This is a genomic window from uncultured Aquimarina sp. (genome assembly GCF_947492115.1).
Lineage (GTDB): Bacteria > Bacteroidota > Bacteroidia > Flavobacteriales > Flavobacteriaceae > Aquimarina.
The window spans coordinates 433,709-449,349 of record NZ_CANLMM010000004.1 but is presented as its reverse complement, the minus strand read 5'-3'; the positions used below and the strand labels follow the sequence as shown (position 1 = coordinate 449,349).

14 protein-coding genes are annotated in these 15,641 nt (G+C 33.3%); 8 read left to right on the top strand and 6 right to left on the bottom strand.

Going from position 1 to position 15,641, the window contains the following annotated elements; all coding sequences use genetic code 11:
* Nucleotide 1: 1 nt before the first annotated feature.
* A complete protein-coding gene (locus Q1A73_RS15120) occupies nucleotides 2–3,520 on the bottom strand; it encodes a nitrate reductase (RefSeq protein ID WP_299607080.1) in 3,519 nt (1,172 codons plus the stop codon).
* A 575-nt stretch (nucleotides 3,521–4,095) separates the two neighbouring features.
* Here Q1A73_RS15120 and Q1A73_RS15115 point away from each other — a divergent pair.
* The 8 genes from Q1A73_RS15115 to ccsA all read left to right on the top strand — a co-directional run bounded on the left by Q1A73_RS15115 (nucleotide 4,096) and on the right by ccsA (nucleotide 11,305).
* Entirely contained in the window at nucleotides 4,096–4,524 is a 429-nt protein-coding gene (locus Q1A73_RS15115) for a globin family protein (RefSeq protein WP_299607079.1), read from the top strand.
* A 38-nt stretch (nucleotides 4,525–4,562) separates the two neighbouring features.
* Nucleotides 4,563–5,432 (top strand): DUF3365 domain-containing protein, encoded by an 870-nt coding sequence (locus tag Q1A73_RS15110; RefSeq protein WP_299607078.1) that lies wholly within the window; start codon nucleotides 4,563–4,565, stop codon nucleotides 5,430–5,432.
* Nucleotides 5,433–5,449: 17 nt separating this feature from the next.
* Nucleotides 5,450–5,929: a hypothetical protein gene (locus Q1A73_RS15105; protein WP_299607077.1), complete on the top strand. Its 480-nt coding sequence runs from the start codon at nucleotides 5,450–5,452 to the stop codon at nucleotides 5,927–5,929.
* A 14-nt stretch (nucleotides 5,930–5,943) separates the two neighbouring features.
* Nucleotides 5,944–6,984: a ferredoxin--NADP reductase gene (locus tag Q1A73_RS15100; RefSeq protein ID WP_299607076.1), complete on the top strand. Its 1,041-nt coding sequence runs from the start codon at nucleotides 5,944–5,946 to the stop codon at nucleotides 6,982–6,984.
* A gap of 7 nt (nucleotides 6,985–6,991) precedes the next feature.
* Nucleotides 6,992–7,711 carry a cytochrome c3 family protein gene (locus Q1A73_RS15095; RefSeq protein ID WP_299607075.1) on the top strand — a complete coding sequence of 240 codons (720 nt, stop codon included), beginning with the start codon at nucleotides 6,992–6,994 and terminating at the stop codon, nucleotides 7,709–7,711.
* Between the two features lie 36 nt (nucleotides 7,712–7,747).
* Nucleotides 7,748–8,116, top strand: coding sequence for a hypothetical protein (locus Q1A73_RS15090; protein WP_299607074.1), 369 nt, complete (start codon nucleotides 7,748–7,750; stop codon nucleotides 8,114–8,116).
* A gap of 125 nt (nucleotides 8,117–8,241) precedes the next feature.
* The gene (locus tag Q1A73_RS15085; protein WP_299607073.1) at nucleotides 8,242–9,561 is read left to right on the top strand and encodes a cytochrome c biogenesis protein ResB; all 1,320 of its coding nucleotides are present in this window, start codon (nucleotides 8,242–8,244) and stop codon (nucleotides 9,559–9,561) included.
* Entirely contained in the window at nucleotides 9,551–11,305 is a 1,755-nt protein-coding gene (gene ccsA / locus Q1A73_RS15080) for a cytochrome c biogenesis protein CcsA (RefSeq protein ID WP_299607072.1), read from the top strand. The genes Q1A73_RS15085 and ccsA overlap by 11 nt, the downstream gene beginning before the upstream one ends.
* Before the next feature lie 300 nt (nucleotides 11,306–11,605).
* Here ccsA and Q1A73_RS15075 read toward each other — a convergent pair whose 3' ends face one another.
* The 5 genes from Q1A73_RS15075 to Q1A73_RS15055 all read right to left on the bottom strand — a co-directional run bounded on the left by Q1A73_RS15075 (nucleotide 11,606) and on the right by Q1A73_RS15055 (nucleotide 15,515).
* A complete protein-coding gene (locus Q1A73_RS15075) occupies nucleotides 11,606–11,932 on the bottom strand; it encodes a hypothetical protein (RefSeq protein ID WP_299607071.1) in 327 nt (108 codons plus the stop codon).
* A 73-nt stretch (nucleotides 11,933–12,005) separates the two neighbouring features.
* On the bottom strand, nucleotides 12,006–12,335 hold the full coding sequence (locus Q1A73_RS15070; RefSeq protein WP_299607070.1) for a hypothetical protein: 330 nt from the start codon (nucleotides 12,333–12,335) through the stop codon (nucleotides 12,006–12,008).
* Nucleotides 12,336–12,708: 373 nt separating this feature from the next.
* Nucleotides 12,709–13,530 (bottom strand): ABC transporter ATP-binding protein, encoded by an 822-nt coding sequence (locus Q1A73_RS15065; protein WP_299607069.1) that lies wholly within the window; start codon nucleotides 13,528–13,530, stop codon nucleotides 12,709–12,711.
* Nucleotides 13,531–13,546: 16 nt separating this feature from the next.
* Nucleotides 13,547–14,410: an ABC transporter ATP-binding protein gene (locus Q1A73_RS15060; protein ID WP_299607068.1), complete on the bottom strand. Its 864-nt coding sequence runs from the start codon at nucleotides 14,408–14,410 to the stop codon at nucleotides 13,547–13,549.
* 10 nt (nucleotides 14,411–14,420) lie between these two features.
* Complete coding sequence (locus Q1A73_RS15055; protein ID WP_299607067.1) at nucleotides 14,421–15,515, bottom strand: ABC transporter permease subunit; 1,095 nt, start codon at nucleotides 15,513–15,515, stop codon at nucleotides 14,421–14,423.
* Between the last annotated feature and the right edge of the window lie 126 nt (nucleotides 15,516–15,641).

Here is a 15,641-nt window from a genome sequence, read left to right as displayed (position 1 = left end):
ACTAAGCTAACTGCATTACATTATTCAATACTTCTTTTACTTCTGGTTTACAACTACCACATCCTAATCCTGCTCCTGTTTTCGTACATAGTTCAGAGAAGTCCTCACATCCTCCTTTTATTGCCTCTTCTAAATTACCTTCTCCAACCTGACTACAAGAACAGATCAATTTACCTAGTACAGGTTCATCTGGTTGCGAAGATCGAAGTAACTCTTCTCTTTTTTCGGAGAGTTCGATTTTTTCTTCGATGAGCCTTTTAAAATCAGCAAACTCACTTTTATCTCCCATCAAAATAGCTCCTACTAACCAGTCATTTTTAACAATACATTTTTTATAAAACCTTTTACCAACATCCATAAATATCACTTCTTCATACGATGGATCATCTTTTGGCATATCTATATTACCAATACTACACAAGTCTAAATCTTCGAACTTCAAAATATTCATAAACACGGATCCTCTGTAAATTGCGCTAAAATCTCCTAACAGGTATTTAGCTACAATATCTGCTTGCTGCTCCGCAGCCGCGGTAATTCCGAACAAATTCCCTTCGAATTCCGCAATCTCACCAACCGCAAAAATATTAGGATCATTTGATTGCAAATATTGATTTACTAATATTCCGCGTCTGCAATCTATACCAACAGCTTTGGCTAAATCTATATTCGGAATAGTACCTATAGAGTATACTACTGCATTACAACTAAATGATTTACCAGATTTCAGATTTACCAATAAGGCTCCAGAATCCTGATTGAAGACTGTATCCACTTCGTTATCAAAATGAATTTGAATACCTTTTTCTCTTACATCTTCAGCTAGCAAACGACTGGCTATTATATCTAACTGCCGTTCCATTAATCTACTACCTCTCTGTATAATTGTAATTTTGACATCCTTTTTTCTTAGGGCTGCAGCTAATTCAAGTCCTAATAAGCCTCCTCCTACAATAGTAACGTGTTGCTCATTTTCTGGCAATCCACTATCATCAAGATATTTTTTTAATTTGTCTGCATCTCCTCTATCCCTCATAGTAAACCTTCCTGGCAAGTGAATTGGGACTTCTTTAGGTACAAATGCTCTACTTCCTGTAGCCATCAAAACGATATCATAATTGTGTTTATCACCTTTACTATCAATTAAGTATTTCTCTTCTCTATTAATTTCGGTAATTGGATTACTTGTAGACAAGGTTACATTGAGAGATTCCATGCTCCCTTCTCTCATTTTTTGTAATTGCTCCCATGTCAACTCTTCACTTACATATTCTGGAAGTAACACACGATTATAGAAAGGATACGGTTCCTTGGAAAAAACTATGATATCGTCTTCTTTATTATGCTCTCTATATGTTTGAATAAAACGATATGCTGCAGTACCAGCTCCGATAATGCAAATTTTCTGCTTTTCCTTTACAAATTTAGACACCTGTACTGCGGAAAATTTAAAATCCGGCTCCTTTGAGATGGGATCTATAATACTGGTAGTCAAATTATTTGCTCTACCAAAATCATTCCCTAATACTTTCCCCCAATGCATAGGAAGAAATACAACTCCTTTTCCAATCGTATCACTTACTTTTACTTTTACCTGAACCTTACCACGTTTGCTCTCAACCACTGCTATATCACCATCCTTTATATTCCGAAGAAAAGCATCTACCTGATTGATCTCTAAAAAAGGATGAGGAATATGCGTTAAGAGTCTATTTACTTTTCCTGTTTTAGTCCTCGTATGCCATTGATCACGAACTCTTCCTGTTGTTAATATTAAAGGATGTCTTTCGGTTAACAATTCTGAAGTCGGTTTTGTAAATCTGGGCACTACAAATTTTGCATTTCCTGTATCGGTATAAAACTTTTTATTTTCAAAAAGACGTGCAGTTCCTGAGTGATTACTTTCTGGTACGGGCCATTGAAAACTACCTTCATTTTTTAATCTTTCATAGCTCAACCCAGTAATATCAATATTAGTACCCTTAGTCAACTGACAGTGTTCTTTATACACTTCTTCTGCAGAAGTATAATCAAACCCTCTATATCCCATTCGTTGAGCAAACTTCCAAAGAATTTCGGCATCAGGCAATGCTTCACCAGGAGGATCTACAACTTTGTTTAAATATGTAATACGACGTTCACTATTAGTCATGGTACCTTCTTTCTCTGCCCAACCTGCCGCTGGTAGAATGAGATCAGCATATTCTAAGGTTTCGGAGCGATATGATATATCTTGGACTACGACGAATTTTGCATTTTTTAGTGCTTTTTCTACTTTGTTCACATTAGGAAGACTTACCAATGGGTTTGTACAGATTACCCATACTGCTTTCAATTTGCCGCTTTCTAAAGCATCAAACATTTCTGTAGCTGTTAATCCAGGTTTTCCAGAAATTTCTTTTCCTCCCCAAAAATTAGCAACTTCTGTTCTATGTTCTTGATTAGCTAAATCCTTATGTGCTGCAAGTAAATTAGCCATACCTCCTACTTCTCTACCACCCATTGCATTAGGTTGACCAGTTAGTGAAAATGGCCCTGATCCTGGTTTGCCGATATGCCCCGTAAGTAATGACAGATTTAATAATGCGTTATTCTTATTAACACCAATTGAGCTTTGATTTAATCCCATAGCCCATAGCGTAATAAATCCCTTGGCATTACTAATATAAGAAGCAGCTTTTTTAATATCGGCAACCGTTACTCCGCATATTTTTGCAGCCTCCGTTAAAGAGGTCGACTGCAAAGATTCTTTTAATTGATCAAAATTATCGGTGTGATTCGCTATAAAACTTTTGTCTATCTTTCTACGATCGATTAATCTTTTAGCTATAGCATTATATAAGACAACATCGGTACCAGGGATAATTTGCAAGTGTAAATCAGCGATATCACAAGACTGTGTTTTTCTTGGATCTACTACTATAATTTTAGTATTAGGATTCTTCTCTTTATGAGCTTCAATTCTTCTAAATAAAATTGGATGACACCAAGCGGGATTGGCTCCAGCTATCATAAAACAATCTGCCAGTTCTATATCTTCATAGGCAATAGGTACACTATCTTCTCCAAGTGCTTGTTTATATCCAACTACTGCAGAGCTCATGCATAACCTCGAATTCGTATCAATATTATTGGTTCCTATAAACCCTTTGGTCAGTTTATTTACCAAATAATACTCTTCAGTAAGACATTGTCCAGAAACATAAAAGCCTACACTATCGGGCCCGTATTTATCTATAATGGTGTTAAAAACCGCCACCGCTCTGTCTAAAGCTTTATCCCATGATACTCGCTGAAGTTCATGCCCTTTGCTCCATCGCATCTGAGGATATAAGATTCTGTCGCTTTTATCCTGAACTACATGATGTAGATTCATCCCTTTAGAGCATAACATACCTCTATTTACCGGATGATCCGGATCTCCTTCTACATTAATTACACCCTTCGCATCTTTCTTTGCTATTATTCCACAACCAACACCACAATACGAACAAGTAGTTTTATACGATTTAAAAGCCATAAAGAGTTTTCGTTAAAATTATATAGAAACACAAAATTAAGTATTATTACTTAAATTAAAATCAGAATTGACATCTATATATAGGAATACACTTGTTAATTATGGAATCCATAAAAGATGACTGATAAAAAATGATATTTAAAAAAAAGTGGTTCATTGATTCAGCAATTTTCAACACAAAACTTTGTTTTCATAACATTTAAAGGTTGTTAAAGCATAAAAAAACAAAAATCACCTAAGAAAAAATATTGTATTTCTGAAATCATAAATTATCGATTTTACAAAAAAAACACTGAATATTACGATTATAACAAAACTACAATTTATACGTATTAACACTTATTTTTACACAAGTCTCATTTTGTAAAACACAAATTAGATAATTCTTAATAAAATAAGTTAAAATATTAATAATTAATTACTTTTAAACTAATTATAAACAAAATAAACACCTAAATATATAATTTACTGAATTATACTCATTTGCATTTATTCCTTAGTTCAGATATATTTGAAAATAATTAAGTATTAATACTTAATAGCATCGTCTAAAATTTCACTTAAAAAATGTAATCATGGAAAAAAGCACAATTGAATTGGTACAAACCTCGTTTAGTAAAGTCGCTCCAATAGCAGAGACAGCTGCAGAAATTTTTTACAATAAATTATTCGAACTAGATCCTGAACTAAAGAAGATATTCCCAGCGAATGACGCAGAAGCGATGAAAGGTCAAGGAAACAAACTCATGACCATGCTATCTTCAGCTGTAGCAGGATTAACTAATTTAGATAGACTTATACCTATTTTACAAGATTTAGGAAAAAGACACGTAGACTACAAAGTAGAATCTTCTCATTACGATACTGTAGGAGCAGCACTACTTAGCACACTATCTGTTGGCCTTGGAGATGACTTTACTCCAGAAGTAGAAGCAGCTTGGGCAGAAACATATGGAGTTATGGCATCAGTTATGAAAACTGCAGCATACGGAGAAGTAGCGTAGCCTTACAATAGAAATTACCAACATTAAAACACAACACAATGAATCATCTAAAAACAAAGGGAATCTTTTTCTCAATGATAAGCTCTATCGTATTTTTAACGCAATCATGCGGTGGAGTTCCTGAAGAGACTTCTTCAGAAAACGGACCTTCAGATAAAGTATTTGCAGTCGCAGATATCCTTACCTTGGTTGCCGAAGAAAATGATATTACCAGAACACTATACACTAAAGGAATTGTAGGTGCAGGTAAAAAGCAAGGTTTAAAATTTGACGAGGATTGGCAAGACGATGAAGTTGAAGCTGGACCTCTTCCTGCATTATTCTTACGAGGAATCTCTTCAGACATTAGAAAAAGTGATGTTCCTCTAGGGTTATATCTAGGCTCTGATTTTCCGATCAACGCGTCTAATAAGTTTCATGGGAAACAAGCAGAGCTTTTCAAAAAAATTAAAGCAGATCAAAAACCACAACATTTTTACGAAGAAGATCAAAAACTTTATACCTCTATGTTTGCTGATCTTGCTGTGGCAGCACCATGCGTAAACTGTCATAATGATCATAAAAGCACTACAAAAACAGATTGGAAATTAGGTGACGTTATGGGCGCAACGACCTGGCAATATCCTTCAGATTCCCTATCTTATAAGGAAGCAATAGGAGTTATTAACGCCTACAGAAATGGAACAAAAGCGATTTATAACGCATATTTAGAAGAAATAGCAGCCTTTAAAGTTGACAGCACAAAACCTCAAATTGGGAACCAATGGCCTTCTAAAGGTTTTTACCTTCCTACAGCAGAAGTTTTCATCGATAGTGTAAGAAAATTAGCTTCTTATCATAGTCTTGAAAAACTATTATTAGCCGATACAGACAAAAATAAAATAACCAAAGGTTTAGCTGCCAATTAAAAAATATCGTAAACACAGTGAAGAAATCATATAGCTTCGTATTAATTGGGTTTGTTTTATTTGCTCTTTATATACTTCAGTTTGCGCTAGATATAAAGTGGCAATGGCTTTATGAACTTCAACTAAATGAACGATATAAACGCTGGTCCGGAGTATTTGTTGGAGCTTTTATAGTTTTCCAATGGATACTCACCTTGACCAGAACATCAAAAAAACTGATGAAACACTCCATCCGTTTTAGTTTATTACATAAATGGATTGGTGTATTATCTCCGATATTCTTTTATATACACGCGTTAGAATTTGGCTATGGATATCTTGCCTTACTTTCTTATATTTTTTTCATAAATATGATACTAGGCACTATTAACCTTGATATTATAAAAAGCCAAAAAGAGTGGATTTTCAAATCCTGGATGGTTACACATGTTCTCTTATCCGTCGTTATTACGTTTTTAGTAGTTTTTCATGTGGGCGTTGTATTCTATTATGAATAATAAAATAAGATCTTATGCAATTAACTGTAAAAGAAATAATTCACGAAACCGATGATGCAGTAAGTGTGATCCTTAACAAAGGAGGTTTCTTCAATAAAATAAAATATAAAGCTGGTCAATTTCTCACTGTCAAAATCCCTATTAAAAATAAAATTGAAAAAAGAGCCTATTCCTTTAGTAGCAGTCCATTTACAGACAAGTTCCTGAGAATTACTGTTAAGAAAGTTCAAAAGGGTTTAGTATCTAATTATATATGCGAACAATTGTCCGCAGGACAAAAAATAGAGATCGAAAAACCAGCTGGAAGTTTTTTTATAGAACCAGACAAAAATGCAAAACATCATTATGTGTTTTTTGCAGGAGGAAGTGGTATCACCCCAATTTTCTCTATTATCAAAACAGTAATAGAAAAAGAACCTTTATCGAATATCTTATTAATTTACGCTAATAAAAATGAAGAGTCTATCATTTTCAAAAAAGCATTAGAAGATCTTAGCGAGAATCATCCAAAACGTCTAAAGGTTGAGCATATACTAGAAAAAAGCACTTCTGATCAACCAAATTACCATCAAGATCTTCTTAATGAAGAACTAATTACAGAAATTATTCACAATCATGACCTGACTTATAATTTAGGAAAATATATGATGTGTGGACCTCAAGGTTTTATGGATAAAGCCAAGGAAATATTAGCACAACACGGAATCCAAAGAAATCAAATTAAACTCGAAGCTTTTAACGCTAATTTCATTACATCGAGTAACGCAAAAGACCTTATTAGCAACGTAATTATATATGACGAAAAAAAGAAACACGAAATAAGTGTTGCTGGAGACAAAACCATATTACAAGCAGCCTTGTCAGAAAACATACTACTCCCTTATTCCTGCAGATCAGGCATGTGCAGTAGCTGTAAAGCAAAATGCATCAAAGGAGAAGTAAAGATGATCGACGGTCATTTGTTATCAGACGAAGAAGTCGCTAATGGCGATATATTAACCTGCATAAGCTTTCCAAAAAGCAATAATGTAAGCATCAGCTTCATAAAGGATTAATTAATTTATGTTCAAAAAAAATCCATTAAGAAAAAGACAACGAATTGGCTCTTTAATAGGAATCGCAATCGGAATTATAATTTACATTGTCCTACCTTTAAAACAATCAGAAGAATACCTGAGCTTAGGACCTATGAATACTGGTCATGAAGGATTATCATGTAATGCATGTCATACCGATGCAAAAGGAAACCTAGTACAGCAGTTACAATCCAACATCTCCTACACTTTTGGAATGCGCAAAACCATGGCCGATTTTGGCACCGAAAATGTAGACAACAAAAAATGCATGGAGTGTCATGATCGACCAAATGATCGCCATCCAACTCATAGATTTCTAGAACCTCGATTTAAAGAAGCTATTGCAAATATTAATGCTACTGAATGTGAAACCTGCCATAGAGAACATAACGAAACAAGAGTTGTTCTTGCAGATGCTACGTTTTGCGTAAACTGTCATTATGACCTAGAAGTAAAAAACGACCCTATTGATGTACCACATGACAAATTAATAGCTAATAAGGAATGGAGCACTTGTCTTCAATGCCACGACTTTCATGGAAATCACATTTATAAGGTTGCCGAAAAAATCAAAGACACCATACCTCTAAATCAGATTCAAGCCTACCTAAAAGGAGGGATAGATCCATTTTCTGACAAGAAAAAACACCTTCCTCTAAGTGAAGAAGAATGGCAGAAAATGAAGAAGAAATACACAACGAAATAAATTGACATTGTACTAGTAACCATAAAAACACAGAAGATGAACTTCTCCAATTTTATTAAACAGGTATCAATTTTAGCATTATTAATTTCATTAATTTCTTGCAAAGGCGAACCTAAAGAGGAATGCGATATTCCAGAAAATATAACCTATAACGAACATATCGCTTCCATAATCGAAATTCAATGTTTTAAATGCCATGCCTCTGATGTGTACAAAGAAAAAGCATCTAGAGTGAAGATTTTTGATTACCCAAGTTTAAAAAAGATGGGAGAAAGTGGACAACTTGTTGGTTCGATTACTCATGCTCAAGGCTATATCGCTATGCCCTACAGAAAAGAAACAAAAATCGACAGTTGTACTATAGAAACTATCAAAGCTTGGGTTAACCTAGGAATGCAGGAATAACAAAGTACTATCCTTTATTACCAACAAATGATAGCACTTAAAAAAAATAAATATTGAACCATCTTTTAAAGATACTTTTCTCGAACCGCACAAGTGCGCTACTACTTCTTGTATTTGCTATTTCGATGGCAACAGCTACTTTCATAGAAAATGACTACAGTACAGAAACAGCTAAAGCCGTAGTATACAATGCAAAATGGTTTGAAATTCTTGTTTTACTACTTGCTATTAACTTTATTGGAAATATTTCAAAATACAATCTTTTTAGCCTAGAAAAAGCTCCAATTTTCATCTTTCATATTGCTTTTATCATCATCATTTTAGGAGCAGGAGTCACTCGGTATAGAGGTTACGAAGCTTTAATAACAATTAAAGAAGAAACCGCTAGTGACCGTATGATTTCGATTGATAGCCATTTACAAATTAAAGCAAGTAACGACACCTTTGATCAAAGCTACATTAGCAAACCAATACACATGAGTGAAATTGGCTTCAACAACATAAATAATAATTACGTTTTTGATAATAAAAAAGTGAATATAAAACTTCAAGAATATATTCCCAGAGCGCATTATGTAGTTAAAGACAGTACTTCAGGAGCAACATACTTGCATATCGTAATTGCAGACAAAGAAGAGCGGAAAGATTTTTATGTAAAAAAAGGTGATCGCACTAGTATTTATGGGATCCCCATCTCTTTCGAAAACGAGAACAAACAACCTGAGGATATTTTTATTACTAAGAAAAATGATATTTGGAAAGCTTCTTTTCCTAAAGAAACTGACTATTTCTCCATGACACTAAACAAAGCAAGTTCGTATCCAAAAGACAGTTTAGTCCCGTTACAGTTTAAAGCGCTTAGCGAAATCAATAAAATCCCTTTAGTCTTTAACGAAGTAATAGAAAACAAATATCTAACAGTTGAGTCCAAGGAAAGAACTGCTGACAAGAAAAATCCTGAATCTGCTATTAAATTATTAATCACATCAGATGAAAAACAACTAGAAACTACAATATTTGGCGGTCCAGGCTATATGAATCCACACCAGACTGTTTTCATAAATGGTATTCATCTAAATATTAGATACGGATCCAAACCCATACAACTTCCATTTTCTATATACCTCAAAGATTTTATTTTGGAACGCTATCCTGGATCAGACAGCCCATCGGCTTTTTATAGCAACCTACAGATTCAAGAAAAAAACAACATGTTTGACTATACCATTTTCATGAATAATGTTCTAAATCATAAAGGTTTTAGATTCTTTCAATCTGCTTACTTACCTGATGAAAGCGGAACCATTTTGTCTGTTAATCATGACTACTGGGGAACACTAATCACCTATATCGGATATAGCCTACTAGGATTGGGAATGCTACTTAGTTTATGCTGGAGAACATCATACTTTGGATTTATATTAAAACTACTACGTGAAAAATAAGTTTATCTATAGCATTATACTTTTTTTATTTGTCGCTACACCATCACTATCTGGGCAGCAACTGCACAATCTAACGACATACGAGCTGATTGAGAGACAACTTATCAATGAAATTCACGCTGAAAAAATTGCCAAAATCCAAATCCAAGATTTCCAAGGCAGAATAAAGCCAATCAGCACATTATCCCTAGAATTATTAAGAAAAACCTATGGTAAAAGTAGGTTTACATATCTAGATAAGGAACATAATAAAAAAAAGCTCTCCCCTACTCAAGTATTTATTGGCATGCAATACAAACCAGATTCATGGCAATTATTAGAACTCATAAAAATTGAAAAAAAAGCAATACATGAATTAAACCATTTGATTGAAATTAACAATTCGGGACACAGCAGTGTTTCTCAATTCTTTGATTTTCAAGGAAACTACAAACTAAAACATTTAGTTAACAAAGCTTACTCCAAAGCACCTGGAAAACGTTCTGCTTTTGATAAAGACATTATCAAAATTGACGAACGTGTAAACATCATCTGGGGGATTTTTAATGGCCAATTCTTAAAAATTTTTCCAGACAAAAACGATTCAAATCAAAAATGGCTCTGCCCAATAGATACAGATAGCAACTTTCAAAAAGAAGATCAACTTTTCTTTGATAAAATCATACCTACCTACTTTGAAAATCTTTCTAATGCTATCAAAACTAATGATTGGACAAAACCTGACAAAACGATTGAACTTATAAAGCAATTTCAGGAAGAGAATGGAGCTTCAATCATCCTATCAGAAAACAAGATAAATACTGAAATTTGGTTTAACAACAACCCAATATTTTTATGGTGCCTTATAGGATATTCCTTACTAGGGACTCTCCTAATAATTTTAAGTTTCTGGCAAATATTCAAAGATCAAAACAAATTCCTTAAAAAACTTGTCAAAATTATACTGATTGCCATATTTATAATTTTTATAACACACGGTTCGGGAATCATAATTAGATGGTACATTTCTAATCATGCTCCTTGGAGCAATGGTTATGAAGCTACTATTTTTATAGCATGGATTGGAATGTTAGCTGGATTTATTTTTCAAAAAAACAGTTCTTTTGCACCTGCAGCATCTTCTATCCTTGCGATTTGTTTGATAGGAATAGCCCACGGAAGTTTGATGAATCCAGAAATCACCAACTTAGTTCCTGTACTTAAATCTTATTGGTTACTCATACACGTTGCGGTAATAACCGCCAGTTATGGTTTTCTCGCACTAGGATCATTACTTTCATTAATCACCCTTTTGATCATGTGCTTTCAAGTTTTTTGGAATACCACTAATGCAGAAAAAACCATCCACAGACTCACCAACACAAATCAACTTACTAGTACAATTGGTCTATACATGCTAACTATAGGCACTTTTTTAGGAGGCATCTGGGCAAATGAATCCTGGGGAAGATACTGGGGATGGGACCCTAAAGAAACTTGGGCTTTGATTAGTATTATTATCTATTCCTTCGTCTTACATCTTAGAATTATTTTCCAAAAAAAATACATCTACATTTTTAATGTTTGTAACCTATTTGCACTTAGTAGCTTAATTATGACATTCTTTGGGGTAAATTATTATTTATCAGGTCTTCATTCCTACGCCAAAGGAGATCCATTCCCTATTCCTTATTGGATATATATTATCATCCCAATAGCATTGCTAATCTCCATAATACCCATTTATAGGAAACGATTTAATTAGAATAAAAAAAGCCGGTCATGATTCCTCATAACCGGCAACACAAGAAACACTTAAAGCTACTAGATCTTTAAGGTTTCAAACACTAAATTTTTATGGATTAAGTCCAATCAATATTATTTTTTAATGTAATCTTTTTGACATAGATGTATAATGGTATCCCTGCTTTAAAAGTGTATTATAAAAATACTTAAAAAAATAAACTTTGCCTATAATAACATTAGTTTTACACCCCAATATTACTTAAACAAAGTTTATTTATTGTACTTTTTCACAAAAAGTTGTGAACTATAACGTTAAAGCTTACGCAGCTTTTTCTATTCTTCTAAGCAAACCGATTTCTATATATTCCGTAATCTTGTCTGCCATTTCTATTTTTTTAGTATCAATTGGCATCCAACCATCAATTTTAATCATATCATTAGGATTACTACTAAAAAACATCTCATATTCATACTCCTCTGCATCTTTTGCAAGACCATAGACATGTGGACTATTTTTTACTTTATCGGTAATTCTATTTTTAACGATTTCGATCTTAGACGCAAAATTCAAATTTTCTGTTTCTCCATTTACTTCCACATCTAAAAACTCTGTAATAGCCTCTGTGATTAATTCATTTACATTCATAATTCATTTTGTTTTTGGGTTCATAATTTATTTAAAGCTAGCCAATCAGCAATATATCTTTATAACAACAGAATCAACTTAAGGAACTCCCTATCTTTCTAAGAAGACCTATTTCTATATACTCCTCTATTTTATCTGCTTTTTCAATTCTATCCGTATCTATCGGAATCCATCCATCAATTTTAATCATATCATTAGGATTACTACTAAAAAACATTTCGTACTCATATCCTTTCAATCCATTCACCATACCATAAGAATCTGGACTATTTTTCACCTTATTCGTAATACGTTTCTTTACTATTTCTATTTTAGACGAAAAATCAAGATTCCCAGTATCTCTATGCACTTCTACATCTAAAAATTCAGTAATTGACGCAGTAATTAATTCTTCAATATTCATATTCTTCTTTTATTTTCAAAAAAATCTAAATTAACCCCCTTTTTTTAAGGGTTAAATTAAAAATTAAATATATTTCTATGTTTATACCCCCTTAAAAACAATACAAATCTATATATAAAACACATATAAAAACAATTTAACCCCTAAAAAAATAGGGTTAAACACAAATAATTATGTTTTAACAAAAAAAAACCGTGATAAATTATCTTTTTGATAATTTAAGATCCAAAAAAATTAATGGAATAGTATTAATTATAATCCTAAAAAACCTATTCATTGTTTGCGAAATACTCATAAAATAAAAAACCTCGTACTATTTCCTATATATCAGGAATAGTACGAGGTTTAAAAAATAGTATCTATTTTCTAACTTCTAATGCTCTAAGAAATCAATCAAATGCTCTCTGTATTTATAATAATCTGGATGTTCTAAAACATCTTTTCTTAAACGTGGACGTTCAAAATCAATTTCTAAGATATCTCCTACTTTAGCTCTTGGCCCACTGGTCATCATAATTACTCTATCCGCCAAAAATATAGATTCATCAACATCATGTGTAATCATAATTGCAGTTATTTTTTCTTGATTCCAAACTTCTATAAGGACATCCTGCAACTCACCTCTTGTCAGAGAATCTAGCATTCCAAAGGGCTCATCTAATAGTAAAACCTTAGGCTTTAAAGCAAAAGCTCTAGCGATTCCGACTCTCTGTTGCATTCCCTGAGATAATTCTTTTGCCTTTTTGTACATAGCATCTTCTAATCCCACCTTAGACAGATAATACTTTACAATATCATCTCTATCCTTTTTCGTGCCATGAGCAAAAACCTGCTTAACTCCTAGCATCACATTATCATATGCTGTCATCCATGGCAATAAACTAGGCGATTGAAAAATAACACCTCTATCTGGACCTGGCCCTCTTACCGTTTCATTATTAGCTATTATTGTACCTCTAGAAATAGGATTTAAACCTGCTATCATTGTCAATAAGGTGGATTTTCCACAACCTGAATGACCAATAATAGAAATAAACTCTTCATGTTTTACTTTTAAATCCAGATCATCAAGTACAACATAATCTCCTTTTGGAGTAGGATAAATCTTCGTTAATTGAGATATATCTAACATATACTTATCCTCAAACAACCCATTATCAGATCTTCTAATTCCTAACTTTTCAACTGTCTCCATGCTTCATCTGTTTTTATTAACTAAAACTTAATCTTCTAAAAGGTTTTGGCTTGATTACTGGTTTTATATCTGGCAACACATAATCAGCACTTTTCTTAGAAGCTCTTTGCTCTCCAATTTGAATCAAATATTCCATAATACCATTACGAAGCTTTTTGTACTCTTCATTATGATTAAGAGCCGTTTTATCTCTTGGACGCTCCAGATTTATTTTATATTCTGGCCCCAACGTTGCCTTTGGACCAGGTTTCAAGGGAATGATCCTATCTGCCATCAATATTCCTTCATCGACATCATTAGTAATTAACAATGCTGTTTTTTTGTCCTTATTCCAGATATTCAAAATTTCTTTTTGAAGATTCCCTCTCGTTAAAGCATCCAAAGCACTCAATGGCTCATCCATTAGTATTACCTCTGGACTCATGGACAACGCTCTAGTAACAGAAACCCTTTGTCGCATTCCCCCAGAAAGTTCTTTTGGAAGTTTGCCTATCGCTGGGGAAAGATTTACCATTTCCACATAATCTTCCACACGCTTATTTCGGTCTTTTCTAGACATTTTTTTAAACGCCTCTTTTACCGCCATCCCAACATTATTTCTAACGTTCAACCAAGGTAATAAAGAATAATTCTGAAAAATAACACCTCTTTCGTGGCTAGGTCCTGTCACAGGCTTACCTTTAAATAACACCTCTCCTTCATCAGGCATTAATAAACCTGATATTAGATTTATTAATGTTGTTTTTCCACTGCCTGTAAAACCAACAATAGCAACAAATTCACCTTCTTCTATCTCTAAATTAATATTAGATAATACTTCTGTACAATCCTTTCCAGTACCAAATGACTTAGAAACATTTCTTAATTCTATGTATGCCATACTATATCTTTTAAGCAGCAGCTTCTTCTGTAAAAGTTACAAATTTCTGTACTGTAAACATTAATCTATCTAATAAGAATCCAATGATTCCGATCACAAACATTGCGGCTATTATTTTAGCATTTGAATCATTTGCACCATTCTGAAATTCTTCCCATACAAAAGTTCCTAAACCAGGACTTTGAGAAAGTAATTCAATTGCGATCAATACCATCCATGCAACAGAAACAGTTATTCTAAGACCTGTAAATATCAAAGGAAAAGACGAAGGCAAAACAATTTTAAATACTTTTTGCCCTACTCCCAAGTTTAAAACCTTAGCAACATTTATATAGTCTTTATCCACCGTTGAAACTCCTAAAGTAGTATTCACCAATGTTGCCCACATCGCACATAACCCAACTGCTATAAAAGAAATAATAAAAGACACATCTCCATTATAACTCAAAGTCATAGTTTTTACGATCATATACACCAATAGAAACCAAACCACTGGAGAAACAGGCTTAAATATCTGAATCAACCAATTAAACGAAGATCTTAACGTACTACTTAGCCCCAATATAATTCCTACAGGAACTGCTAAAAATAATGCTAAAAAGAATCCAGCAAACACTGTTTTCAAACTTGTGAATATCTGATCTACAAATGATGGTCTTCCTGTGTATTTTATCGGATCTAATCCTTGTTCTTCTCGCTTCGCATTCGTAGCTGCTACTTTTTCTTTAAAAGCTGCTTTCTTTGCTGTTATACTTCTATGATCTGCCAATAATGTTTTAAACGCATCCAAAACCGCACCTGGAGATGGTAAGGAATTAATAGAAGACTCTCCAGATTCAATTCTCTGTAACTCTAGAGTAACTCCAGCATCACCAGACGCTTCTTGAGCTCTTTCTATTTTAAAATCTTTTTCTACATTATATAAATAAGTAGCTCCGGCATGCCATAAAATCAAAAACAATCCTACCGACAAAACAGGTAAGAAAACTTTTTTTAACAAAGCAATTAAATTCTTCTTGGTTTCCTCTCCTGCCGCTAATCTAATAGCTGGTTCAAAAAACCCTAATCCTACAAAATTCAGAATATGAATAGATCTATCTTTCATGTCATTTAATTTATTGCTCCCCAACTACTATCTTCAGATTATGCTTTGTGTCAGAGATTACTTGATTGTTTCTTATTATTCAACTTACTTTTTCTGAGAGAAGGAGAAATAAAAGAGAAAACTCTC

Bases quoted from the DNA above. Each gene is read 5' to 3' on its own strand.
- Q1A73_RS15120 (WP_299607080.1), bottom strand. From the start codon at position 3,520: ATGGCTTTTAAATCGTATAAAACTACTTGTTCGTATTGTGGTGTTGGT.
- Q1A73_RS15115 (WP_299607079.1), top strand. From the start codon at position 4,096: ATGGAAAAAAGCACAATTGAATTGGTACAAACCTCGTTTAGTAAAGTC.
- Q1A73_RS15110 (WP_299607078.1), top strand. From the start codon at position 4,563: ATGAATCATCTAAAAACAAAGGGAATCTTTTTCTCAATGATAAGCTCT.
- Q1A73_RS15100 (WP_299607076.1), top strand. From the start codon at position 5,944: ATGCAATTAACTGTAAAAGAAATAATTCACGAAACCGATGATGCAGTA.
- Q1A73_RS15095 (WP_299607075.1), top strand. From the start codon at position 6,992: ATGTTCAAAAAAAATCCATTAAGAAAAAGACAACGAATTGGCTCTTTA.
- Q1A73_RS15090 (WP_299607074.1), top strand. From the start codon at position 7,748: ATGAACTTCTCCAATTTTATTAAACAGGTATCAATTTTAGCATTATTA.
- Q1A73_RS15085 (WP_299607073.1), top strand. From the start codon at position 8,242: ATGGCAACAGCTACTTTCATAGAAAATGACTACAGTACAGAAACAGCT.
- Q1A73_RS15075 (WP_299607071.1), bottom strand. From the start codon at position 11,932: ATGAATGTAAATGAATTAATCACAGAGGCTATTACAGAGTTTTTAGAT.
- Q1A73_RS15070 (WP_299607070.1), bottom strand. From the start codon at position 12,335: ATGAATATTGAAGAATTAATTACTGCGTCAATTACTGAATTTTTAGAT.
- Q1A73_RS15065 (WP_299607069.1), bottom strand. From the start codon at position 13,530: ATGGAGACAGTTGAAAAGTTAGGAATTAGAAGATCTGATAATGGGTTG.
- Q1A73_RS15060 (WP_299607068.1), bottom strand. From the start codon at position 14,410: ATGGCATACATAGAATTAAGAAATGTTTCTAAGTCATTTGGTACTGGA.
- Q1A73_RS15055 (WP_299607067.1), bottom strand. From the start codon at position 15,515: ATGAAAGATAGATCTATTCATATTCTGAATTTTGTAGGATTAGGGTTT.